Source organism: Kitasatospora sp. NPDC051914, from assembly GCF_040680995.1.
Classification (GTDB): domain Bacteria; phylum Actinomycetota; class Actinomycetes; order Streptomycetales; family Streptomycetaceae; genus Kitasatospora.
In genome coordinates this window covers 13,739-34,994 of sequence record NZ_JBFAXX010000019.1, presented here as the reverse complement: position 1 = coordinate 34,994, position 21,256 = coordinate 13,739, and the positions used below count along the sequence as shown (strand labels likewise).

Annotated in this window: 22 protein-coding genes; 12 read left to right on the top strand and 10 right to left on the bottom strand. The window is 72.6% G+C overall.

Going from position 1 to position 21,256, the window contains the following annotated elements; translation table 11 throughout:
* Window positions 1-13: 13 nt before the first annotated feature.
* Window positions 14-505 (bottom strand): succinate dehydrogenase hydrophobic membrane anchor subunit, encoded by a 492-nt coding sequence (locus tag AB0M03_RS14685; protein ID WP_363491830.1) that lies wholly within the window; start codon window positions 503-505, stop codon window positions 14-16.
* Between the two features lie 6 nt (window positions 506-511).
* Complete coding sequence (sdhC, locus tag AB0M03_RS14680; RefSeq protein ID WP_363491829.1) at window positions 512-892, bottom strand: succinate dehydrogenase, cytochrome b556 subunit; 381 nt, start codon at window positions 890-892, stop codon at window positions 512-514.
* A 252-nt stretch (window positions 893-1,144) separates the two neighbouring features.
* On the opposite strand from sdhC, the gene AB0M03_RS14675 reads away from it, so the two are divergent.
* The gene (locus AB0M03_RS14675; RefSeq protein WP_363491828.1) at window positions 1,145-1,909 is read left to right on the top strand and encodes a hypothetical protein; all 765 of its coding nucleotides are present in this window, start codon (window positions 1,145-1,147) and stop codon (window positions 1,907-1,909) included.
* 28 nt (window positions 1,910-1,937) lie between these two features.
* Here AB0M03_RS14675 and AB0M03_RS14670 read toward each other — a convergent pair whose 3' ends face one another.
* Window positions 1,938-2,435, bottom strand: coding sequence for a 2-oxo-4-hydroxy-4-carboxy-5-ureidoimidazoline decarboxylase (locus AB0M03_RS14670; RefSeq protein ID WP_363491906.1), 498 nt, complete (start codon window positions 2,433-2,435; stop codon window positions 1,938-1,940).
* A 372-nt stretch (window positions 2,436-2,807) separates the two neighbouring features.
* Window positions 2,808-3,551 (bottom strand): SDR family oxidoreductase, encoded by a 744-nt coding sequence (locus AB0M03_RS14665; RefSeq protein ID WP_363491827.1) that lies wholly within the window; start codon window positions 3,549-3,551, stop codon window positions 2,808-2,810.
* A gap of 184 nt (window positions 3,552-3,735) precedes the next feature.
* Here AB0M03_RS14665 and AB0M03_RS14660 point away from each other — a divergent pair, with 184 nt between their 5' ends.
* The 8 genes from AB0M03_RS14660 to AB0M03_RS14625 all read left to right on the top strand — a co-directional run bounded on the left by AB0M03_RS14660 (window position 3,736) and on the right by AB0M03_RS14625 (window position 14,198).
* Complete coding sequence (locus AB0M03_RS14660) at window positions 3,736-5,325, top strand: methylmalonyl-CoA mutase family protein (protein WP_363491826.1); 1,590 nt, start codon at window positions 3,736-3,738, stop codon at window positions 5,323-5,325.
* Window positions 5,326-5,658: 333 nt separating this feature from the next.
* A complete protein-coding gene (locus AB0M03_RS14655) occupies window positions 5,659-6,816 on the top strand; it encodes an amidohydrolase (protein WP_363491905.1) in 1,158 nt (385 codons plus the stop codon).
* Between the two features lie 266 nt (window positions 6,817-7,082).
* Window positions 7,083-8,147 (top strand): BMP family ABC transporter substrate-binding protein, encoded by a 1,065-nt coding sequence (locus AB0M03_RS14650; protein WP_363491825.1) that lies wholly within the window; start codon window positions 7,083-7,085, stop codon window positions 8,145-8,147.
* A gap of 276 nt (window positions 8,148-8,423) precedes the next feature.
* Complete coding sequence (locus AB0M03_RS14645) at window positions 8,424-9,995, top strand: ABC transporter ATP-binding protein (protein ID WP_363491824.1); 1,572 nt, start codon at window positions 8,424-8,426, stop codon at window positions 9,993-9,995.
* A 3-nt stretch (window positions 9,996-9,998) separates the two neighbouring features.
* Complete coding sequence (locus tag AB0M03_RS14640) at window positions 9,999-11,153, top strand: ABC transporter permease (protein ID WP_363491823.1); 1,155 nt, start codon at window positions 9,999-10,001, stop codon at window positions 11,151-11,153.
* On the top strand, window positions 11,150-12,415 hold the full coding sequence (locus AB0M03_RS14635) for an ABC transporter permease (RefSeq protein ID WP_363491822.1): 1,266 nt from the start codon (window positions 11,150-11,152) through the stop codon (window positions 12,413-12,415). Before AB0M03_RS14640 ends, AB0M03_RS14635 begins: the two co-directional genes overlap by 4 nt.
* Window positions 12,412-12,810, top strand: a complete 399-nt coding sequence (locus AB0M03_RS14630; RefSeq protein WP_363491821.1) for a cytidine deaminase — start codon at window positions 12,412-12,414, stop codon at window positions 12,808-12,810. The genes AB0M03_RS14635 and AB0M03_RS14630 overlap by 4 nt, the downstream gene beginning before the upstream one ends.
* Window positions 12,811-12,920: 110 nt before the next feature.
* Window positions 12,921-14,198 carry a thymidine phosphorylase gene (locus AB0M03_RS14625; RefSeq protein WP_363491820.1) on the top strand — a complete coding sequence of 426 codons (1,278 nt, stop codon included), beginning with the start codon at window positions 12,921-12,923 and terminating at the stop codon, window positions 14,196-14,198.
* A 42-nt stretch (window positions 14,199-14,240) separates the two neighbouring features.
* On the opposite strand, the gene AB0M03_RS14620 is transcribed toward AB0M03_RS14625, so the two are convergent.
* Both AB0M03_RS14620 and AB0M03_RS14615 read right to left on the bottom strand, forming a co-directional pair.
* Window positions 14,241-14,795, bottom strand: coding sequence for a Uma2 family endonuclease (locus tag AB0M03_RS14620; protein WP_363491819.1), 555 nt, complete (start codon window positions 14,793-14,795; stop codon window positions 14,241-14,243).
* A 28-nt stretch (window positions 14,796-14,823) separates the two neighbouring features.
* Window positions 14,824-16,110, bottom strand: a complete 1,287-nt coding sequence (locus AB0M03_RS14615; RefSeq protein ID WP_363491818.1) for an MFS transporter — start codon at window positions 16,108-16,110, stop codon at window positions 14,824-14,826.
* A gap of 63 nt (window positions 16,111-16,173) precedes the next feature.
* On the opposite strand from AB0M03_RS14615, the gene AB0M03_RS14610 reads away from it, so the two are divergent.
* Window positions 16,174-17,130 carry a LysR family transcriptional regulator gene (locus AB0M03_RS14610; protein ID WP_363491817.1) on the top strand — a complete coding sequence of 319 codons (957 nt, stop codon included), beginning with the start codon at window positions 16,174-16,176 and terminating at the stop codon, window positions 17,128-17,130.
* Between the two features lie 199 nt (window positions 17,131-17,329).
* Here the strand turns inward: AB0M03_RS14610 and AB0M03_RS14605 are convergent, their stop codons facing one another.
* On the bottom strand, window positions 17,330-17,731 hold the full coding sequence (locus AB0M03_RS14605) for an SRPBCC domain-containing protein (RefSeq protein ID WP_363491816.1): 402 nt from the start codon (window positions 17,729-17,731) through the stop codon (window positions 17,330-17,332).
* Window positions 17,728-18,039: a metalloregulator ArsR/SmtB family transcription factor gene (locus tag AB0M03_RS14600; protein WP_363491815.1), complete on the bottom strand. Its 312-nt coding sequence runs from the start codon at window positions 18,037-18,039 to the stop codon at window positions 17,728-17,730. Before AB0M03_RS14600 ends, AB0M03_RS14605 begins: the two co-directional genes overlap by 4 nt.
* A 113-nt stretch (window positions 18,040-18,152) precedes the next feature.
* Here AB0M03_RS14600 and AB0M03_RS14595 point away from each other — a divergent pair, with 113 nt between their 5' ends.
* Together AB0M03_RS14595 and AB0M03_RS14590 are read left to right on the top strand one after the other, a co-directional pair.
* Complete coding sequence (locus AB0M03_RS14595; RefSeq protein ID WP_363491814.1) at window positions 18,153-19,298, top strand: adenosine deaminase; 1,146 nt, start codon at window positions 18,153-18,155, stop codon at window positions 19,296-19,298.
* 254 nt (window positions 19,299-19,552) lie between these two features.
* Window positions 19,553-19,981 carry a hypothetical protein gene (locus tag AB0M03_RS14590; RefSeq protein WP_363491813.1) on the top strand — a complete coding sequence of 143 codons (429 nt, stop codon included), beginning with the start codon at window positions 19,553-19,555 and terminating at the stop codon, window positions 19,979-19,981.
* A 62-nt stretch (window positions 19,982-20,043) separates the two neighbouring features.
* On the opposite strand, the gene AB0M03_RS14585 is transcribed toward AB0M03_RS14590, so the two are convergent.
* Together AB0M03_RS14585 and AB0M03_RS14580 are read right to left on the bottom strand one after the other, a co-directional pair.
* The gene (locus AB0M03_RS14585) at window positions 20,044-20,226 is read right to left on the bottom strand and encodes a PspC domain-containing protein (protein ID WP_363491812.1); all 183 of its coding nucleotides are present in this window, start codon (window positions 20,224-20,226) and stop codon (window positions 20,044-20,046) included.
* Between the two features lie 294 nt (window positions 20,227-20,520).
* The gene (locus AB0M03_RS14580; RefSeq protein ID WP_363491811.1) at window positions 20,521-21,135 is read right to left on the bottom strand and encodes a VanZ family protein; all 615 of its coding nucleotides are present in this window, start codon (window positions 21,133-21,135) and stop codon (window positions 20,521-20,523) included.
* Window positions 21,136-21,256 lie beyond the last annotated feature (121 nt).

Genomic DNA, 21,256 nt, shown 5'->3' with positions numbered 1-21,256 from the left:
CTGGCTCTGCCGATTAGATGTTCGGGTCGAAGGTGAAGATCACCAGGGTGCCGAGCAGCACGGTGAACACCGTGGCGACGCCCATGATGGTCTTCAGCCAGAGCCGAGTGGAGTCCTTCTCGGCGTAGTCGTTGATGACGGTCCGCATGCCGTTGGCGCCGTGGAGCATGGCGAGCCACAGCATCAGCAGGTCCCAGCCCTGCCAGAACGGCGAGGCCCAGCGGCCGGCCACGAAGGCGAAGCCGATCTTGGAGACGCCGCCGTCCAGCACCAGCATGATCAGCAGGTGGCCGAGGATCAGGAAGACCAGCACCACGCCGGAGAGCCGCATGAACAGCCACGCCAGCATCTCGAAGTTGGTACGGGTGCGGCGCGGGGTCTTCTCGGTGCGCGTGCGGGCCGGCTCGACGACGAACGCGTCGGCAGGGTTGCCGGTACCCAGGCCCTGGCCGGTGTGGGCCTGGGCGGACGGGACGACAAGAGTGTCGGAGATCTCGTTGGCCATCGCGGATCAGCCCCCGAACCAGGTGCGAAGAGTGTGCTGAAGGATCGGGTAGAAGGCGCCGGCCATCAGGACGACCCACACGCCCACGACGGTCCACAGCAGCTGCTTCTGGTACTTGGCACCCTTCGACCAGAAGTCGACCGCCACGACCCGCAGGCCGTTCAGCGCGTGGAACAGGATGGCGGCGGTGAGGCCGTACTCCATCAGGTTCACGAGGGGCGTCTTGTACGTCTCGATGACGGTGTCGTAGTCCTGCGGGGAGACCCGGACCAGAGCAGTGTCGAGGACGTGCGCGAAAAGGAAGAAGAAGATGAGGACGCCGGTGACTCGGTGAGCCACCCAGCTCCACATGCCTTCCCGGCCGCGGTACAGCGTTCCAGCCGGCACGGAAAACCCTCCGGAAGCGATTGGGGGCTCGGCCGGCTTCGGTGTCGGTCAGCCCGGCCGGGTACGGTCCACCGGCCGCGAGCATCCTATCGACGCGTTGTCGGGAACCGCCTCCGGGGGGCTCAGGTGTGATCAATCAGGCACTCACGGCCTAACGCGGCCCCGATTCGTGACAGGCTGTGCCGGTGCGGTCGCACTGCGGTGCCGATCGTCCGACCCGCCATGCCCGGACCGAGCCGTACGAGGACCGCCTTGCCCCTCCGCCCCACCGCCGTCCTCTGCTGCACCGTCCTCTGTGGTGCCGTGCTGCTGTCGGCGGTCGGCTGCACCACCGTCTCCGCCTCCGCGGACCGGGCGGTGCCGGCCGAGCGCACCCTGGACGCCGCCGGACTGCGGGCTGCCGCCGTCACCGCGGCCGACCTCGGCGCCGGATGGAGCGTCACCGTGATGAGGCCCGAGCCGGGGCGCCCGGCGCCGGCGGCGGGGCGCGAGACGGCGGACGTGCCGGCCTGCCAGCCCGTCCTGGACGCGCTGGCGCCGGACAAGGGGAAGTCCGGCCCGCTCGCCGAGACCGATCTGAGCGTGGCCCCGGCCGGGCGCCCCCGGGCCACCGTCTACGCCGGGCTGCTCGCCTTCGAACCCGGCCGCGCGGAGCAGGTCCGCCGCGCCCTGGACGTGCTGCTGACCCGGTGCCGGACGTTCCGCTCGACGACCCCGGTCGACGGTGCGAGCCGCGGGCCCGGCGCCAAGGGCGCCCCGGCCAGGCCCGTCACCACCCTGCACCGTCTGGAGCGGGCCGAGGCCGCCGTGCCGGAAGGGGTGGACGCGGTCACTGCATTCACCCTGACGGGTGAATCGGGCGGCATCGAGCTGCGCCGCCGTGCCGTGGTCGCCCGGGTGGGCACGGCACTCGCCTTCTTCTCCACGCTCGGCACCGCGGCCGAGCCCGCCCCCGTGCCGGACGAGCGGATCGTCCGGGCACAGGCGGCGCGGCTGCGGGCGGCCCAGCGCGGGTGACCGGCCGGGGCGGTGCGCCGGCCGGTCGTCAGCGGGCTCCGGCCTCCGCGGAGTGCCTGGCCACCAGGTGGGCCAGCCGCATCAGCGCTATCCGGCGCAGCTCGTCCGCGGAGACCAGCCGTTCCTCGTCCGGGTCGTTGGCCAGCCGGGTGCGGATGGAGGTGAGCACGGTGTCGAGCATCTCCTCGGGGGCCACGCCCTCCAGACAGACCACGAAGACATGGCCGAACCGTGCCTCGTACGCCGCGTGCGCCGCCCGCAGCGCGGTGTGCGCGGCCTGGCTGCCGGGCGCCCGCATCCCGAGCAGCGGCTGCGGCATCCAGCTCTCGTCCGCCAGGGCCTCCGCGAGGTCGGCCGGGCGCAGGTCGTAGGAGGCCTCGCTCGCCGCGGCGAGCAGGGACTCTATGTCGGGGTAGGGCCGGTGGGCGGTGAGGCGCAGGGCCCAGCGGTGGCTGCCGCAGCAGGCGAGCAGGGCTTCTTCGGCGGCGCCGGCGTCGGCCTCGTTGAAGCGGTGCAGCCCGAGCAGGGACGGATCCGTCGAAGCGTCGGGACGCTGCGGCGGGATGTCGCTGGCCAGCGGGTCCTCCTCGTGAGGGCGGGAAGGGGGGATGCTCCAGAGACGAAAGGTAGGTGCTGCACAGTTGCGCGGCGGACCGGAGAAGAGCGGAGAAGGGGAAAGGGGGCCGGGCACGCAGACGTGCACCCGTGCACTCGTGCTGTGCCATCAAGGTAGTTGAGGGCACATCAGTTGGGGAGGGAGCGCGCAGAATTCACTCGATCGAGCTATCAAGTTGTGACGTTGACGCTTCTTCGTCAGCTCGCTCCCTCCGGACGACCCCTGGACGCCCCTGGACGGACCCCCTGTGGAGCCCGTCGTGGGGCCGCCGCCGCGGCCGGCTCAGAGCTCGCGGTGCACCTTGTGGTTGGCGGCCTGCGCGCGGGGGCGGACGACCAGCAGGTCGATGTTGACGTGCGGGGGCCGGGTGACCGCCCAGGACACGGTGTCCGCGACGTCCTCCGAGGTGAGCGGCTCGGCGACGCCCGCGTACACGGCGGCGGCCTTGTCCTCGTCTCCGCGGAAGCGGGTCACCGCGAACCCCTCGGACTTCACCATGCCGGGCGCGATCTCGATCACCCGGATCGGCTCTCCGCACAGCTCCAGCCGGAGCGTGGCCGCGATGGTGTGCGCGGCGTGCTTGGCCGCGACGTACCCGCCGCCGCCCTCGTACGCGGCCAGGGCCGCGGTGGAGGACATCACGAGCACCGTGCCGTCGCCGGTGGCGCGCAGCGCGGGCAGCAGCGCCTGCGTCACGTTGAGCACGCCGATCACGTTGACCTCGTACATGGCCCGCCAGTCGGCCGGGTCGCCGCTCTCCACGCTCTCCGCGCCGATGGCGCCGCCGGCGTTGTTGACCAGCACGTCGACCCGGCCGATCCCGGCCGCGAAGGCGTCCACGGCCGCCCGGTCGGTGACGTCCAGGGTGCGGGCGCGGCCGCCGATCTCCTTGGCCAGCGCCTCGATCCGGTCGGTGCGGCGCGCGGTCAGCACCACGTCGAAGCCGTCCGCGGCCAGGCGGCGCGCGGTGGCCGCGCCGATCCCGCTGCTGGCGCCGGTGACGACGGCCACCTTCTGCTCGGTCATTGCCACTCCCACAAAAACGGTCCGGTCTGCACCGCCGATCATCTCAACCGGCTCCCGGCCGGTCGCGGGCGGCGTCCCGGCCACGGCCTCCACCCGCTGCCGGGCTCCTGGGACTAGATTGCGAAGCCCGGCCAGTCCGCGTCCCGGGCCCCGCCGCCCGGGCTCCCCACCACGGAGGACCGCCATGCCGTCCGAGCCCCGCCGCTCCGAGTCGGGCCTGCCGATCGAGCCGCTGTACGGCCCCGAGAGCCTCGCCGGATGGGACCCGGCGGAGAGGCTCGGCCGGCCCGGCGAGTACCCCTTCACCCGGGGCGTCTACCCGACCATGTACACCGGGCGGCCGTGGACGATGCGGCAGTACGCGGGCTTCGGCACCGCCGCCGAGTCCAACGCGCGCTACCGGCAGCTGATCGCCAACGGCACCACCGGCCTGTCCGTCGCCTTCGACCTGCCCACCCAGATGGGCTACGACTCGGACGCCGCCCTCGCGTCCGGCGAGGTCGGCAAGGTCGGCGTGGCGATCGACAGCGTCGAGGACATGGGCGTGCTGTTCGACGGCATCCCGCTGGGCGAGGTCTCCACCTCGATGACCATCAACGCGCCCGCCTCGGTGCTGCTGCTGCTCTACCAGCTGGTCGGCGAGGCCCAGGGCGTCCCGCCGGCCCGGCTCTCCGGGACGGTCCAGAACGACGTGCTCAAGGAGTACATCGCCCGCGGCACCTACATCTTCCCGCCGAAGCCCTCGCTGCGGCTGGTCGCCGACGTCTTCCGGTACTGCCGGGCCGAGATCCCGCGCTGGAACACCATCTCGATCTCCGGCTACCACATGGCCGAGGCCGGGGCCGACCCCGCGCAGGAGATCGCCTTCACGCTCGCCGACGGCATCGAGTACGTCCGCACCGCCGTCGCGGCCGGCATGGCGGTGGACGACTTCGCCCCGCGGCTGTCCTTCTTCTTCGTCTCCCGCACCACCCTGCTGGAGGAGGTCGCCAAGTTCCGTGCCGCCCGGCGGATCTGGGCCCGCGTCATGCGGGACGACTTCGGCGCGAAGGACCCGAGGTCGCAGATGCTCCGCTTCCACACCCAGACCGCCGGCGTGCAGCTCACCGCCCAGCAGCCCGAGGTCAACCTGGTGCGGGTCTCCGTCCAGGCGCTGGCCGCGGTGCTCGGCGGCACCCAGTCGCTGCACACCAACAGCTTCGACGAGGCCATTGCGCTGCCCACCGAGAAGGCCGCCCGGCTGGCCCTGCGCACCCAGCAGGTGCTGGCCCACGAGACCGACGTCACCGCCACCGTCGACCCCTTCGCCGGCTCCTTCGTCGTCGAGCGGATGACCGACGAGGTGGAGGCCGCGGCGCTGGACCTGATGGCGAAGGTGGAGGAGGCCGGCGGGGCGGTCGCCGCGATCGAGCAGGGCCTGCAGAAGGCCGCGATCGAGCGGACGGCCTACCGGATCCAGCAGGAGCAGGACTCCGGCACCCGCACCGTGGTCGGGGTGAACCGCTTCCGGCTGGACGAGGAGGAGCCGTACGAGCCGCTGCGGGTCGACCCGGCGATCGAGCAGCAGCAGGCCGCCCGGCTGGCCCGGCTGCGCGCCGACCGGGACGGCCGGGCGGTCCGGAGCGCCCTGGACGCCCTGCGCCGGGCGGCCGGCGGCCCGGACAACGTGCTGTACCCGATGAAGGGGGCGCTGGCCGCGCGGGCCACGGTGGGCGAGGTGTGCGACGCCCTGCGCGAGGTGTGGGGCACGTACACCCCGGTCGACCGGTTCTGACGGCCTGCCGGGGGCTCCGCCCGGACAGCCCGTCAGGGGCGTGCGCCGGTGTGCGGCCGCTGCCGCGGCGGCTGCCGTGTCCACCCGGGGGCGGGGCTCGTTGGGCAGGGCGGCGATCACCAGGAAGGCGGCTGAATCGGAATGTCATACCCATCTGCCAGGCCGCTATGCACCGAAAGGGGCACGACTTCGCGGGAAGTCGGGCCAAATCCCCTCCACCGGCCTACTCTTGTTGAGGTGAACGATCCTCAGCCCGTTGATCGGGCCGCCCTCGCCACCGCCGTCCGCCCCGGCTCGGACCTCCGCGCCCGGGTACGGGCGCACGAGGCCGAGCTGATCGCGTTCCGCCGCGATCTTCACCGGCACCCGGAGCTGGGCCGCCAGGAGTTCCGCACCACCCGGCTGCTGCGCGAGCGGCTGACCGAGGCCGGGCTGGAGCCGCGGGTGCTCCCCGGCGGCACCGGGATGACGGTCGACATCGTGCCGGCGGGCACCCCCGAGGGCACGCCGTTGCTGGCGTTCCGGGCGGACATCGACGCGCTGCCGATCGACGACGCCAAGACCGACGTGCCCTACCGCTCCACGCTGCCCGGGCGGGCGCACGCCTGCGGGCACGACGTGCACACCGCGGTGGTGCTGGGCACGGCGCTGGTGCTGGCCGAGGCGGCCCGGTCGGGCGAGCTGCGGCAGCCGGTCCGGATGATCTTCCAGCCGGCCGAGGAGGTCATGCCGGGCGGGGCGCTGGACGTCATCAAGGCGGGCGGGATGGAGGGGGTCGGCCGGATCTTCGCCGTGCACTGCGACCCCAAGGTGCAGGTCGGCCGGATCGGCCTCAAGGTCGGCCCGATCACCTCGGCCTGCGACCGGCTGCTGTTGTCGCTCGACGGCCCGGGCGGCCACACCGCCCGCCCGCACCTCACCACCGACCTGGTGACCGCGGTCGCCCGGATGGCTGCGGACCTGCCGGCGGCGCTCGGGCGCCGGATGGATCCGCGCTGGGGCGTCAGCCTGGTCTTCGGCCGGATCGCGGCCGGCTCCGCGCCCAACGCCATCCCGCAGCACGCCGAGCTGGAGGGCACCGTCCGCTGCCTGGAGCTGGCCGGCTGGCGGGAGGCCCCGGAGATCCTGGACGAGCTGATCGCCCGGATCGCCGAGACTCACCGGGCGAAGTGGACGCTCGACTACCACCGCGGCGTCCCGCCGGTGGTCAACGAGCACGTGTCGATCGGCCAGCTGGAGCGGGCGATGACCGCGTGCTTCGGCGACGGGGAGGCACCGGTGGTGGAGGACACCGAGCAGAGCCTCGGCGGCGAGGACTTCTCCTGGTACCTGGAGCACGCGCCGGGCGCGCTGGCCCGGCTCGGTGTCCGCGCCCCGCACGAGAAGGGCGTCCGGGACCTGCACCAGGGCCGGTTCGACGTCGACGAACGGTCGATCGGCATCGGGGTGGAGCTGTTCTGCGCGCTCGCCCTGGAGCACGCGGGCGTCTGAGGGGGCCCGCCCGCAGGCCGCGCCGGCCGCAGCCCGGCGCGGCTTCGGCCTGTCGTGGACGCATCGGCGTAGGGTGGTGTCCTGATACCACTCGGTAGTGACATCGTGTTGAGCAATGGTGGCGGTCTGTCCGGTTTCGTCCGGGCGGATGACCACATTTTGATAACAACCCGAATGCCTCCGCAGGCCGTAATACAACCGTGTTCTACGCGCGTTACGGTGGCGCTCGACCACGCCAAACGGGTGTGTGAGAAGGAGATACTCCCTTGCGCCGTTCACTGAAGCTCGCCGCGGTAGTGCTCTCGGGTTCCCTGGGCATCGCCTCGCTCGCCGCTTGCGGCGCAAAGAGCACCGACAACACCTCGTCCGGCGCCTCCTCGGGCGCCGCCTCCGGCATCAAGGTCGGCATGGCGTACGACATCGGCGGTCGTGGCGACCAGTCGTTCAACGACTCCGCCGCCCGCGGTCTCGACCAGGCGAAGGACCAGCTGGGCGTCCAGGTCACCGAGGCCGAGGCCAAGACCGGTGAGGCGGAGGCCGACAAGGAGGCCCGCCTCAAGTCCCTGGTCAGCGCCGGCTACAACCCGGTCATCGCCGTCGGCTTCGTCTACCAGGCCGCGGTCGAGAAGATCGCCAAGGAGAACCCGAACGTCAAGTTCGCGATCATCGACTCGGCGTCCGACACCCAGCCGAGCAACGTCACCTCGCTGACCTTCTCGGAGCAGGAGGGCTCGTACCTCGCCGGCGTCGCCGCCGCCTCCAAGAGCAAGGCCAAGCACATCGGCTTCATCGGCGGCGTGCAGTCCGAGCTGATCAAGAAGTTCGAGGCCGGCTACAAGGCGGGCGCCAAGTCCGTCGACCCGAACATCGTGGTCGAGACCACCTACCTCACCACCCCGCCGGACTTCAGCGGCTTCACCGACCCCGGCAAGGGCAAGGAGGCCGCGCAGGGCCAGCTCGACAAGGGCGCGGACGTCATCTACTCGGCCGCCGGCTCCTCCGGCAACGGCTCCATCGAGGCCGTCGCCTCCAAGGGCAAGTGGGCCATCGGCGTCGACTCCGACCAGGCCAACCAGCCGGCCCTGTCCAAGTACAAGGCGAACATCCTGACCTCCATGGTCAAGAACGTGAACGTCGCCGTGTTCGACTACATCAAGTCGGTCAAGGACGGCAACCCGATCACCGGCGTCAAGAACTTCGACCTCAAGGCCGAGGGTGTGTCGCTGGCCCAGACCGGTGGCTTCCTGAAGGACATCCAGCCGAAGCTCGACGCCGCCACCCAGGCGATCACCTCCGGCGCCACCAAGATCCCCACCACCCCGGAGAACTGATCCGGCGCTCCTGACCACCGCCTCCTGCCCGGCGGTGGCACCGGGGCCGACGACATCACCGGAGGGCCCGGCGGGGCGCGTAGGACGCGTCCCGCCGGGCCCCGCCCGTTCCACCCACAGACACCAGGCACTCCGGCGCAACGGTGCGCACGACGACCACAGGAGATCGCCATCACCGCTTCCGATCCCGCCCTCGACCAGGGCGGCACCCCCAGCGCGGGGACGGCGACACCGGCCGTCGAACTGCGCGGCATCACCAAGCGCTTCCCCGGCGTCGTGGCCAACCACGACATCGACATCACCGTGCGACGCGGCACCGTGCACGCCCTCATGGGCGAGAACGGCGCCGGCAAGTCCACCCTGATGAAGATCCTCTACGGCATGCAGAAGCCGGACGAGGGCACCATCGCCGTCAACGGCAAGCAGGTCCAGCTCAACACCCCGGCGGACGCCATCGCCCTCGGCATCGGCATGGTGCACCAGCACTTCATGCTCGCCGACAACCTCACCGTCTGGGAGAACATCGTCCTCGGCGGCGAGAAGCTCCACGGCATGGGCGCCAAGGCCCGGGCGAAGATCCAGGAGATCTCCGACCAGTACGGCCTGGGCGTGCGCCCGGAGGCCCTGGTCGAGGACCTCGGCGTCGCCGACCGCCAGCGCGTGGAGATCCTCAAGGTCCTCTACCGCGGCGCCACCATCCTGATCCTCGACGAGCCCACCGCCGTCCTGGTGCCCCAGGAGGTGGACGCGCTCTTCGACAACCTCCGCGAGCTGAAGGCGGAGGGCGTCACCGTCATCTTCATCTCCCACAAGCTGCACGAGGTGCTCGCGGTCGCCGACGCGATCAGCGTCATCCGCCGCGGCACCACCGTCGGCGACGCCGACCCCAAGACCGTCACCGCCCGGCAGCTCGCCGAGCTGATGGTCGGCGCCGAGCTGCCCTCCCCGGAGAGCCGCGAGTCGACCGTCACCCAGGACGAGATGCTCCGCGTCGACGGCCTGCGGATCGCCAAGACCGACGCCGAGGGCATCGAGCGCGTCGTCCTCGACGACATCTCGCTGCGCATCCGCCGCGGCGAGGTCCTCGGCATCGCCGGCGTCGAGGGCAACGGCCAGGCCGAGCTCGTCGAGGCCATCATGGGCATGCTGCCGCTGGACGCGGGCACCGTGACCCTCGGCGGCAAGGACGTCACCAACGAGCTGACCCGCGCCCGCCGCGAGGCCGGTGTCGGTTACATCCCCGAGGACCGCCACCGCCACGGCCTGCTGCTGGAAGCCCCGCTCTGGGAGAACCGCATCCTCGGCCACGTCACCGAGACGCCGAACTCCAAGGGCGTCCTGCTCGACCCGGCCGGTGCCCGCAAGGACACCCAGCGGATCGTCGAGGAGTTCGACGTCCGCACCCCCGGCATCGAGGTCACCGCGGCCTCCCTCTCCGGCGGCAACCAGCAGAAGCTGATCATCGGCCGCGAGATGAGCCACAACCCCAAGCTGCTGGTCGCGGCCCACCCGACCCGCGGCGTGGACGTCGGCGCCCAGGCGCAGATCTGGGAGCACATCCGCAGGGCCCAGCGCGAGGGCCTCGCCGTGCTGCTGATCTCCGCCGACCTCGACGAGCTGATCGGCCTCTCCGACACCATCCGGGTGATCTACCGCGGTCGCCTGGTCGCCGACGCCGACCCCGCCACCGTCACCGCCGAGGACCTCGGCACGGCCATGACCGGTGCCGCCCGCGGCCACATCGAGTCCGAGCCCGAGGCCGTTGCCGAGGAGCGGGCCGCCTCGGCCGAAGGCACCGATGCGGCCTCCGACCACACCGCCGACGACGACACGCAGGCGGGGGAGTAATCCATGACCAGTCCCAACCCGCCCGCCAAGCGCTCGTTCGCCTCGCGGTTCGACGGCGAGAAGATCCTGCTCGCCCTGGCCGCGCCCGTGCTGGCCGTGCTGCTCTCGGTGGCGATCTGCTCCCTGCTGCTGGCGGTCTCCGGCAAGGACCCGTTCGACGCCTTCGACGTGATGATCCGGTACGGCACCGCCTCCGACGGCCAGGTGCTGACCCTCAACCGGGCCACCGTCTACTACATCGCCGGTTGCGCCGCGGCGTTCGGCTTCCGGATGAACCTGTTCAACATCGGCGTCGAGGGCCAGTACCGCCTCGGCGTGCTGTTCGCCGCCTACGTCGGCAGCCAGGTCGACCTGCCGTCCTTCATCCAGATCCCGCTGCTGCTGGTCACCGCCATGCTCGTCGGCGGTCTGTGGGCCAGCGTCGCCGGTGTGCTGAAGGTCTACCGCGGCGTCAGCGAGGTCATCTCGACCATCATGCTGAACGCGATCGCCACCGCCGTCGTCGGCCTGCTGCTCCTCCCCGGCCGCTTCGCGCCGGCCAAGAGCGCCAACGCCAACGTGATCCAGACCGCACCGGTCTCCGAGTCGAGCCACTTCTTCTCGATCGAGACCGCCGGCGGCACGCTCTGGGGCTTCATCTTCGTCGCGATCCTGATCGGCGTGCTGTTCCAGTTCACCCTGACCCGCACCCGGTTCGGCTTCGACCTGCGCGCCACCGGCCGCTCGGAGACCGCCGCCAAGGCGTCCGGCGTCAACGTCAAGCGCATGGTGCTGACCAGCATGGCGGTCTCCGGTGCCATCGCCGGCCTCATCGGCATCCCCGAGCTGCTGCAGAGTTCGTTCTACTTCGGCCAGAGCATCCAGCTGAACCTCGGCTTCATCGGCATCTCGGTGGCCCTGCTCGGCCGCAACAGCCCGATCGGCATCGCCTTCTCCGCGCTGCTCTTCGCCTTCCTGGACGTCTCCGGCACGCAGCTCCCGCTGCAGGGCGACTACCCGCAGGAGATCGTCGTCGTCATGCAGGGCACCATCGTCATCTGCGTCGTCGTCGCCTACGAGCTGGTCCGCCGCTACGGCCTCAAGCGCCAGCAGCAGAAGGTCGGCGCCGAGCTCGCCGCCCAGGCCGCCGCGGCCGCCAACAAGGAGGTTGCCGCGTGAGCACCGCCACCACCGCCCGGCCGAAGACGCCGGGAGCCCCGACGAAGAAGCCGAAGATCACCTGGCCGGTCGTGCTCCTGCTGATCGCGGGCGCCCTCGTCCTGGTCTCCGCCGTCGGTGCGGCCACCGACAACCACGGTCTGACCGCCTCCGGCCAGATCACCGCGGCCCTCGGCGCCGCCGTCCCGATCGCGATGGCCGGTCTCGGCGGTCTGTGGTCGGAGCGGGCCGGCGTGGTCAACATCGGCCTCGAAGGCATGATGGTCGCCGGCACCTTCTGCGGCGCCTGGGGCGGCTTCCTGGTCAGCCCGTGGTTCGGCCTGCTCGCCGGCATGGCGGGCGGCGCGCTCGGCGGCCTGCTGCACGCGCTGGTCACCGTCACCTTCGGCGTCGACCACATCGTCTCCGGCGTCGGCATCAACCTGCTGATCCCGGGCATCTGCGCCTACGTGAACCGGATCTACTACCGGGACTACGTGGCCGACGGCGCCGGCGCCAACCAGTCGCCCCCGGCCGACGCGCTGCCCTCCATCACCGTCCCCGGCCTGTCGGACTGGCTGAAGGACATCGAGAACCACCACTGGTTCCTGGTCTCCGACGTGGCCGGCATCGTCGGCGGTGTGGTCACCAACCTGTCGGTGGTCATCTTGATCGCCGCCGCGCTCATCGTCGCCAGCTACTTCCTGCTGTGGCGCACGGTGTTCGGCCTGCGCCTGCGCTCCTGCGGCGAGAACCCGACCGCCGCCGAGACGCTGGGCGTCAACGTCTACAAGTACAAGTACTTCGCGGTCATCGCCTCGGGCGCGTTCGCCGGCCTCGCCGGCGCGTACCTCTCGCTGGTCGCGGCGCACTTCTACAAGGACGGCCAGACCCAGGGCCGAGGCTTCATCGGCCTCGCCGCGATGATCTTCGGCAACTGGATGCCGGGCGGCCTCGCCATCGGCGCCGGCCTGTTCGGCTTCACCGACAGCCTCCAGCTGCGCGACGCGGACAACGTCCACGTGCTGCTGCTGGTCATCGCGCTCGCCATGGGCCTGCTCGCCATGTGGCACGGCTACCGCCGCAAGTACACCGCCGCGGTGATCAGCCTGGTGGTCGGCGGCGGCCTCGGCCTCTGGTTCGCGCTGACCGACTCGGTGGAGCGCCCGCTGATCGTCGCCACGCCGTACGTGATCACGCTCGTCGTGCTCGCACTGGCCTCGCAGCGCCTGCGTCCGCCGAAGGCCGACGGCCAGATCTACCGCAAGGGCGAAGGCAAGTGACCGCCGCAGCACCGGCACCCGACTGGGAGGCGCTGCGGGACGCCGCCCGCGCCGCCATGGGGCACGCGTACGCGCCGTACAGCAAGTTCCCGGTCGGTGCGGCGGCGCTGGTCGACGACGGGCGGATCGTCACCGGCTGCAACGTGGAGAACGCCTCGTACGGGCTCGGGCTGTGCGCCGAGTGCGGCCTGGTCTCCGCGCTGCACGCCAGCGGCGGCGGCCGGCTGACCGCGTTCACCTGTGTGGACGGCGCCGGCACCCTGCTGATGCCCTGCGGCCGCTGCCGGCAGCTGCTGTACGAGCACGGCGGCCCGGAGCTGCTGGTGGACCTGCCGTCCGGGGTGAAGACCATGGACGAGGTCCTGCCGGACGCCTTCGGACCGGAGCGGCTCTAGCACGCTTCGTTGTTACGCGCGTAGAGTGTCGCGCAGAGCCCCCCGGGGCCCTGCGCGGCACTCTTCGCCTTTCCCGCACCCTGAGCCGCCCTGCACCTCTTGGAGACCCCATGGACGCCCCCTCCGTCATCCGGACCAAGCGCGACCGCGGAGAGCTGACCGACGCCCAGATCGACTGGGTCATCGACGCCTACACCCGCGGCGAGGTCGCCGACGAGCAGATGTCGGCCCTGGCGATGGCCATCCTGCTGAACGGCATGAACCTCCGCGAGATCAGCCGCTGGACGGACGCGATGATCCGCTCCGGCGTCCGGATGGACTTCTCCTCGCTCGGCGTGCCCACCTCCGACAAGCACTCCACCGGCGGCGTCGGCGACAAGATCACCCTGCCGCTCGCCCCGCTGGTCGCCGCCTGCGGCGCCGCCGTCCCGCAGCTCTCCGGCCGCGGCCTCGGCCACACCGGCGGCACCCTCGACAAGCTGGAGTCCATCCCCGGCTGGCGCGCCCTGCTCTCCAACGAGGAGATGCTCCAGGTCCTCCGCGGCACCGGCGCGGTCATCTGCGCCGCCGGCGACGGCCTCGCCCCCGCCGACAAGAAGCTCTACGCGCTGCGCGACGTCACCGGCACCGTCGAGGCCATCCCGCTGATCGCCTCCTCGATCATGTCGAAGAAGATCGCCGAGGGCACCGGCGCGCTCGTCCTCGACGTCAAGGTCGGCTCCGGCGCCTTCATGAAGAACCTCGGCGACGCCCAGGAGCTCGCCCGCACCATGGTCGGCCTCGGCAAGGCCGCCGGCGTCAACACCGTCGCCCTGCTCACTGACATGTCCACCCCGCTCGGCCTCACCGCCGGCAACGCGCTGGAGGTCCGCGAGTCCGTCGAGGTGCTGGCCGGCGGCGGCCCCGCCGACGTCGTCGAGCTCACCCTGGCGCTCGCCCGCGAGATGCTCGACGCGGCCGGCGTGCACGGCAAGGACCCGGCCGACGCCCTGCGGGACGGCTCCGCCATGGACCACTGGCGCCGCATGATCGCCGCCCAGGGCGGCGACGTCGACGCCCCGCTGCCGGTCGCCCGCGAGCAGCACGTCATCCCCGCCCCCGCCTCCGGCGTGCTCACCGCCCTCGACGCGTACGCCGTCGGCGTCTGCGCCTGGCGCCTCGGCGCCGGCCGCGCCCGCAAGGAGGACCCGGTGCAGGCCGGCGCCGGCGTCGAGATGCACGCCAAGCCCGGCGACACCGTGGTGGCCGGCCAGCCGCTGCTGACCCTGCACACCGACACCCCCGAGCGCTTCGACTACGCGATCGAGGCCCTCAAGGACGGCGTCGCGGTCGCCCCCGAGGGCACCTCCTTCACCCCGAACCCGATCGTCCTCGACCGCATCGCCTGACCGGAACCGACCACCCCGGGGCTGCCGGCGCCCGCCTGCCCGTCAGGCGTACGTCAGCAGCCCCGAGGTGTCGACCCGCCAGGGGCCCACGGCGACGGTGTCCCCGAACGCGAAGTGCGTCCGCGAGGCGTACCCGGGTTCGTCGTGCACGATGCCGGTGCCCTTGCGGGGGTCGACCAACAGGTAGAGCGGGATGCCCATGGCGGCGTAGTCGCGGACCTTGGCCTCGTGGTCGTTCTCCGGGTCGGACTTCGAGACGACTTCGACGACGAGCAGGACCTCGTGGGGGAGGAACGAGGGCTGTTCCCTCTCCAACGCCTCCTCGGCGAACACCATGAGGTCCGGGCAGCGCAGCCGGCCGAGGCCGACGTCCTCCAGATCGGCGCCGGGGTGGGCGACATACCCCGGATGTGTCGAGGGGAGCTGGGCGTTGAGCTGTCGGGCGATCCTCAGCACGGCGAGTTCGTGGCGATTCACCGGAGGGAGCGTCAGCCGGATCGCCCCCTCCGAGATCTCCGTCCTGCCGACGCCCGGCAGCGGGGGAAGTCCGTCGAGGATCTCCCGCAGCCGGGCGTAGTCCGTTGACGCGGTACTCATGCGTCGGAGGGTAGTGCGCGGCCGTCCGTCAGCGGGCCGTGGCGAGGGCGCGGCGTTCGACGGCTGCGCGGCGGGTGGCGTAGAGGGTGATGCCGGCGGCGAGGGCCATGGCGGACAGGCCCACGGCGGCGGCTCCGGACCAGCCGGTGGCGTGGTAGGCGTCGGCGCCGATCGTGCCGCCGAGGCTGTTCCCGAGGTAGTAGGCGATCAGGTAGAGCGCCGAGGCCTGGGCGCGGCCGGTGGTGGCGGTGCGGCCCACCGCCGAGGAGGCGGTGGCGTGGCCGGCGAAGAACCCGGCCGTGATGAGGACGAGCCCGGTCAGGGCGGCCGCCAGCGAGCCGGAGAGCGAGAGCAGCAGGCCCGCGGTGGTGAGGCCGATCGCCGCGTAGAGGGTGCCGCGGCGGCCCAGCCGGCCGACCAGCTTCCCGGCGAAGGCCGAGGAGGCGGTGCCGACCAGGTAGACCACGAAGATCGAGGCGGCCACCGACTGCGGCAGGTCGAAGGGCGCGGCGACCAGCCGGTACCCGACCGTGTTGTAGACCGCGCCGAACACCGCCATGAAGAGCAGCCCCAGGGCGTACAGCCGCAGCAGCAGCGGGTTGCGCAGGTGCCCGCCGACGGTGCGGGCGAGCGCGCGGGCGTCCACCGGGGCCGGGGTGAAGTTCCGGGCCGCCGGGATCAGTGCGCGGAAGGCGAGCACGGAGAGCAGCGCCAGCAGCGCGGAGACCGCGAGGCCCCAGCGCCAGCCCCAGACGGCCGCGGCCCAGCCGGAGACGAGCCGTCCGCTCATCCCGCCGATCGAGTTGCCGGCCACGTACAGCCCCATCGCCGAGGCCAGCGCACTCGGGTGGACCTCCTCCGCGAGGTAGGCCATCGCGGTGGCGGGCAGCCCGGCGAGTGCGGCGCCCTGCAGCACCCGCAGCACCACCAGGGTGGTGAGGTCCGGGGCGAAGGGCAGCGCCAGCGCCAGTACGGCGGCGGAGGCGATCGAGGCGGTCATCACCGCCGTCCGGCCGTACCGGTCGGAGAGCGCGCTGGCGGGCAGCAGTGCGAGGGCGAGGCCCAAGGTGGCCGCCGAGGCCGTCCAGCTGGCCTGGCCGGGCGTCAGGTCGAGGTCGGCAGAGAGGATCGGCAGCAGGCCCTGCGTGGAGTACAGCAGGACGAAGGTGGCCACACCGGCCGCGAAGAGGGCCAGGTTGGCGCGCCGGAAGGCGCGGTCCCCCGGGCGGAGGCGGCGGTCGGCGGCGGAAGGGGACGACGGCGAGAGGGCACCCGGCAGCGTGGCTGCGGATGCCCCGGTACTGGCGGGCGACATGCCTCGAACGTAGGGCCCGTGCGGCTGATGCGTCCAATGCATGAATCGTGGAGAATCCATGCCATGACGCATGACAGCAGCTCACTGCCGCCCCGCCCGGCCGAGCTGGACCCGGAGTCGCCCGTGGTCCGCCTCACACCACAGCTGGCGCAGTTCGCGGCGGTCGCACGGCTGGAGCACGTCACCCAGGCCGCACAGCTGTTGGGCATGCCGCAGCCGACGCTCTCCCGCGCGGTGGCACGGCTGGAGGCCGAGCTCGGCGTCGACCTGCTGGCCCGTCAGGGGCGTACCGTGCGGCTGACCCGGGCCGGCCGGCTGCTGCTCGTCTCGGTGGAACGGGCGCTCGCCGAACTGGAGCGCGGTGCGGAGACGGCCCGGGCCGAGGCCGATCCGGCGGCCGGCCGGGTCGCGTTCGGCTTCCTCCACACCATGGGGACGGAGGCGGTGCCCGCCCTGCTGCGGGACTTCCGCACCACGCATCCGCGGGTGCGGTTCCAGCTGGTGCAGGACTACGTCGCCGCCATGCTGGAGCGGCTGCGGGCCGGCGAACTCGACCTGTGCCTGGTCTCGCCGCTGCCGGACGCGCCCGACCTCACCGCCCGGCACCTGGACGAGCAGCGGCTGCCGCTGGCCGTCCCGGCCGACCACCGGCTGGCCGGGCGGCGGCGGATCAGGCTGGCCGAGGTGGCCGAGGAGCCGTTCGTCGCGGTCGAGGAGGGGTACGGGCTGCGGGTGATCACCGACGGGTTCTGCGCGGAGGCGGGCTTCGCGCCGCGGATCGCCTTCGAGGGCGAGGAGGCGGAGACCCTGCGGGGGCTGGTCGCGGCCGGGCTGGGGGTGGCGCTGCTGCCGCCGGCGCTGGTGCCGCGGCCGGGTGTGGTGGAACTGGAGGTGACCGCCCCGCGGACCCGGCGGGCGATCGGCCTGGCCTGGGTGACGGGCCGACCGCTCACACCGCCGGCGGCGGCCTTCCGCGACTTCGTGCTGTCCCGCAAGGGCGTACTGCTGGGCGGGCACTGAAGGGGGCACCCCGAGGGCGCCGGGGACACTTCCCGGCCGAAGGCCGGGGGCGGCACTGCGCAATTCGGACGGGGTCGCCGTGCAGATCACGGGCCGGCCCGTGCTGCCGTGATCGCCGCACCCGGACTGCGCAGTTCTCCCCGGCCTTCGGCCGGAGGTGCCCCCACGCGCCCCTGATGTGACCACCGACTGCCCTGGGTCAGGCGAGGGTGGTGGCGAGGCGCTCCAGGACGTCGGGCCAGCCCTTGCCCATGCCGTCGAGGGCGGCGCGGCCCATCGGGGAGTCGAGGTCGAAGCCGGCGTGTTCGAGGAAGAGCCGGGTGCCGTGGCCCTCGGGGGCGAGCCGCCAGGTGATCGTGGTGTCCAGGTTGCCCTCGGCGAAGGTGTACCGCAGGAGCCGCTCCTCCTCGACCGCGGTGACCTCGCACTGCTGCCGCCCCCAGGGCCCCATGTCCAGGGTGAAGCGGTGCCCGACGACCGGCCGGACGTCGCCCGCCGCCCACCATCGGGCGTGCAGCTCGGGGTCGGTGAGGGCGCGCCAGACGGCGGCCGGCGGGTGCGGAAGGAAGCGGTCGCAGTGGATCGTGTCGGAGTCGGTCACGGTCTCTCCTCGTCGAGCAGGTCGCTGAGGGCGCTCATGCGCTCGCGCCAGTAGTGTTCGAACGGATGCAGCCAGGAGCCGACCTCGGCCAGCGGCCCGGCGTCGAGGTGGTAGTACCGCTGCCGGCCGCGCGGCTCCTCGCGGACCAGCCCGGCCTGCCGGAGCACCTGGAGGTGCTCGGAGACCGCGGGCCGGCTGAGGTCGAACCGGCCCGCCAGGTCGTTGACCGGCCGCGGGCCCTCCAGCAGGGCTGCGAGCAGGGCGCGCCGCACGGGGTTGGCGAGCGCGCCGAAGACGTCCGTTGCCATGCCCGAACCATAGGTCGGGAATTTCCGACGCGTCAAGCGTCGGAAATCTCCGACATGACGACACGCGGGCGGATCGAGTAGGAATCTACGCGCGTAGGAGCTACACTCCCGCAATGGAGAAGCAGATCCCTGCCACCGCGGGCACCACAGGCCCCCGCATTCCCACCGCCGACCAGATCGCCCGTGCCCCGAAGGTGCTCCTGCACGACCACCTCGACGGCGGGCTGCGCCCGGAGACCATCGTCGAACTCGCGGCCGCCTGCGGCTACGAGGGCCTCCCCACCACCGACCCGGTCAAGCTCGGCGAGTGGTTCCGCGAGGCGGCCGACTCCGGCTCGCTGGTCCGCTACCTGGAGACCTTCGCGCACACCTGCGCCGTCATGCAGACCCGCGAGGCGCTGGTCAAGGTCGCCGCCGACTGCGCCGAGGACCTCGCCGCCGACGGCGTCGTGTACGCCGAGGTCCGGTACGCCCCCGAGCAGCATCTGGAGGCCGGGCTCACCCTCGACGAGGTCGTCGAGGCCGTGAACGAGGGCTTCCGCCTCGGCGAGGCCAACGCCCGCGCCGCCGGCCGCCGCATCCGGGTCGGCACCCTGCTCACCGCCATGCGGCACGCCGCCCGGTCCACCGAGATCGCCGAGCTGGCCAACCGCTACCGCGACCAGGGCGTGGTCGGCTTCGACATCGCCGGCGCCGAGGCGGGCCACCCGCCCACCCGGCACCAGGCCGCCTTCGACTACCTCAAGGGCGAGAACAACCACTTCACCATCCACGCCGGCGAGGCCTTCGGTCTGCCGTCGATCTGGGAGGCCCTGCAGTGCTGCGGCGCCGACCGGCTCGGCCACGGTGTCCGCATCGTCGACGACATCACCGTCGGCGAGGACGGCTCGGTGCAGCTCGGCCGCCTCGCCGCGTACGTCCGCGACAAGCGCGTCCCGCTGGAGATGTGCCCCACCTCCAACCTGCAGACCGGCGCTGCCGCCTCCTACGCGGAGCACCCGATCGGGCTGCTCAGCCGGCTGAAGTTCCGGGTCACCGTCAACACCGACAACCGGCTGATGAGCGGCACCAGCATGAGCCGCGAGTTCGGGTACCTGGTGGAGGCCTTCGGCTACACCCTGGGCGACATGGAGTGGTTCACCGTCAACGCGATGAAGTCCGCCTTCCTGCCCTTCGACGAGCGCCTCGCCATGATCAACGACGTGATCAAGCCCGGCTACGCCGAGCTCAAGGCGGAGTGGCTGTTCTCGGGCGCCTGAGCCCGGGTGTCCGCCCCCTCCCGGTCCGCCGGGCGGGGGCGGGGCCGTCGCCGGGGCCCCGCTCCCGTCCGGTCGCGGTACCGCCGCCGGCCATCCTGGGATCGTCCGACTAATCAGTCCTGTGAGTGACGCTCCGTTGATCCGTATTCGATGTTCTCACTACGGTGTGCCAGTCACTGCTGACCCGGTGTGACGGCGGGTGCTCCCCGGGGCGGCCGCATCACGGGCACCGACGAGGACTCGAGGACCAACGCATGAAGCAGGCAACTCTGAAGGCCGCCGGCACCGCCGCTCTGGGCGTCGCGATCGCCGCAGCGGCCGCCGGCACCGCCTCCGCCGCCGCCCCGGGCGGGCTCGGGCTCCCGACCAGCGCGCTGACCAACCCCGGCGTGACCGGTGCGGTGCCCGGCGCCGTCCAGAAGGTGCCCGGCGGCAACGAGGTCACCCAGGCCGTCGGCACCCTCAACCCGGAGGTCGGCGGCAAGCTGACCCCGGCCGCCCCGGCCGAGGCGCCCGCCCCCGAGGCGGCTCCGGTCGCCGACGCCGCGCCGGAGGCCGCCGCGGACCGTGCCCTGCCGCCCGTCCCCGGCGCCCAGGGACTGGAGAAGACGCCGGTCGGCGGCGTGCTCGGCACCGTGAGCGGCCTCGGCGCCGGCGGCGGCCTGCCCGGCATCGGCGGCTGACACCGCACGCGCCGACGGCGAAGGACCGCCCCCGGGTTGCGGGGGCGGCCCTTCGCCGTCGGTCACGGCTCCTGCGGGAGCAGCAGCCAGAGCGCCAGGTAGATCAGGAACTGCGGGCCGGGCAGCAGGCAGGACAGCAGGAAGATGATCCGCACCGTCCACGGGGTGAGGCCGAAGCGCTTCGCCAGCCCGGCGCAGACGCCGGCGATGACGCGGTTGTGGCGGGGGCGGGCGAGCTTGCTCATCAGAGGACTCCCAGGTCACGGGCCCGGTCCGGTCCGTCCGGCGGGCATGTGTCCATCGTGCTCGTCCGGCCCGCGGAAAACGTCAGCCCCGATACCGATCCACACCCCTGGCATCTCACCGGGGCGGCGGACGGCGCTCTCAGGGTCCCCCTCAGGGCTGCCCCCGAGACCGCGGCCCCGGAGCCGGCTGCTGCGGTGGTGCAGTGGGGTCGTCCGGCGGATCGGCGGGCACGGCGACTTCACGCGGACGAACGGAACGGCTGGCCGAAGTGGCCCGTCCGAACCCGCCCGCGGTTACCGTGCGGTGGGGCTGCTGGAGGCGAACGGGGCCGCGGGGGACGCGAGTTCGTACCTGAACTGGTGCGGCTCGGCCGACTCGCGGGGGCGCTCGGCGCGCGCCCGGTTGCGGCTGCGCGCGTTCAGCAGCAGGGCCCGGGCGGCCGGGACGACGAGCAGGTGGCAGGCGGCGGCGCCCGCGGTGCCCAGGATGATGTCGTCCACGTTCAGCACATGGCCCGGGGCCCAGCTCTTGAGGATCTCCAGCCCGGTGGCGAGCAGGGCGGCCCCGCCGACCGTGCGCAGGAAGGACGGCAGCCAGGCCGTCCGCAGCCGGCCGGAGGCGAGCGGCAGCAGCACCCCGAACGGGGCGAGCGGCAGGATGCCGGTGGCGAGCTCCCAGGCACCGGCGTACCCGCCCAGGGTCAACGCCCGCTCGACCGAGGCCAGCGGGGTGAGGTTGGCCGGGTAGGTCCACCCCACGGCGGCCGGGCGCAGGACGAGGCCGACCAGCAGCAGGCCGTACACCACCGGAAGCAGCCGCGCGGCGACCCGCAGCGGGCGGAACGCGCCCTGCGGGGGCGAGGTCCGACCGGTCGGCTCGCCGTCCTCGATCGCTTCGTCCCCGGTCACTGCGCCGGTGCGGGTGGTGGTGCCATGTCGGTGCACAACCGGGTGGACGCGACCTCGGCCGCGGACGGTTCCACACCGGTTCCCGGGGCTGTCACGGGCAGTGCGAGGCCGAAGCGCTCGG

Excerpts from the sequence above, each read along its gene's own strand:
- AB0M03_RS14685 (WP_363491830.1), bottom strand. The coding sequence starts at position 505 with ATGGCCAACGAGATCTCCGACACTCTTGTCGTCCCGTCCGCCCAGGCC.
- AB0M03_RS14665 (WP_363491827.1), bottom strand. The coding sequence starts at position 3,551 with ATGACCGAGCAGAAGGTGGCCGTCGTCACCGGCGCCAGCAGCGGGATC.
- AB0M03_RS14660 (WP_363491826.1), top strand. The coding sequence starts at position 3,736 with ATGCCGTCCGAGCCCCGCCGCTCCGAGTCGGGCCTGCCGATCGAGCCG.
- AB0M03_RS14640 (WP_363491823.1), top strand. The coding sequence starts at position 9,999 with ATGACCAGTCCCAACCCGCCCGCCAAGCGCTCGTTCGCCTCGCGGTTC.
- AB0M03_RS14625 (WP_363491820.1), top strand. The coding sequence starts at position 12,921 with ATGGACGCCCCCTCCGTCATCCGGACCAAGCGCGACCGCGGAGAGCTG.
- AB0M03_RS14620 (WP_363491819.1), bottom strand. The coding sequence starts at position 14,795 with ATGAGTACCGCGTCAACGGACTACGCCCGGCTGCGGGAGATCCTCGAC.
- AB0M03_RS14615 (WP_363491818.1), bottom strand. The coding sequence starts at position 16,110 with ATGTCGCCCGCCAGTACCGGGGCATCCGCAGCCACGCTGCCGGGTGCC.
- AB0M03_RS14610 (WP_363491817.1), top strand. The coding sequence starts at position 16,174 with ATGACGCATGACAGCAGCTCACTGCCGCCCCGCCCGGCCGAGCTGGAC.
- AB0M03_RS14600 (WP_363491815.1), bottom strand. The coding sequence starts at position 18,039 with ATGGCAACGGACGTCTTCGGCGCGCTCGCCAACCCCGTGCGGCGCGCC.
- AB0M03_RS14595 (WP_363491814.1), top strand. The coding sequence starts at position 18,153 with ATGGAGAAGCAGATCCCTGCCACCGCGGGCACCACAGGCCCCCGCATT.
- AB0M03_RS14590 (WP_363491813.1), top strand. The coding sequence starts at position 19,553 with ATGAAGCAGGCAACTCTGAAGGCCGCCGGCACCGCCGCTCTGGGCGTC.
- AB0M03_RS14585 (WP_363491812.1), bottom strand. The coding sequence starts at position 20,226 with ATGAGCAAGCTCGCCCGCCCCCGCCACAACCGCGTCATCGCCGGCGTC.